Source organism: Psychroserpens mesophilus (assembly GCF_050617655.1).
GTDB classification, from domain to species: domain Bacteria; phylum Bacteroidota; class Bacteroidia; order Flavobacteriales; family Flavobacteriaceae; genus Psychroserpens; species Psychroserpens mesophilus_A.
The window spans coordinates 1-232 of record NZ_JBODQC010000546.1 but is presented as its reverse complement, the minus strand read 5'-3'; the positions used below and the strand labels follow the sequence as shown (position 1 = coordinate 232).

Annotated in this window: 1 protein-coding gene; it reads right to left on the bottom strand. The window is 68.5% G+C overall.

Annotated features, from left to right (window positions below):
• On the bottom strand, nucleotides 1-232 hold a 232-nt coding region (locus ACRHNM_RS18365; protein ID WP_431138063.1), incomplete at both ends, for a tripartite tricarboxylate transporter substrate-binding protein.

The window sequence follows — 232 nt, the reverse complement described above, 5'->3', positions numbered from 1 at the left end:
GCCCAGGCCATTGAGCTGCTCGACGATCTTGGGATTGGCCATCACCTTGGCCGAGGCCGCTTCCAGCTTGCGCAGCACCGGCTCGGGCAGCTTGGCCGGGCCCCACACGCCGTACCAGGAATAGAACTCGAAGTTCTTCTGGCCCTGCTCCTTCATGGTCGCCAGGTCGGGCAGCAGCGGACTGCGCGCGGCGCCGGTCACGGCCAGCGCCTTGAGCTTGCCGGCGCGCACC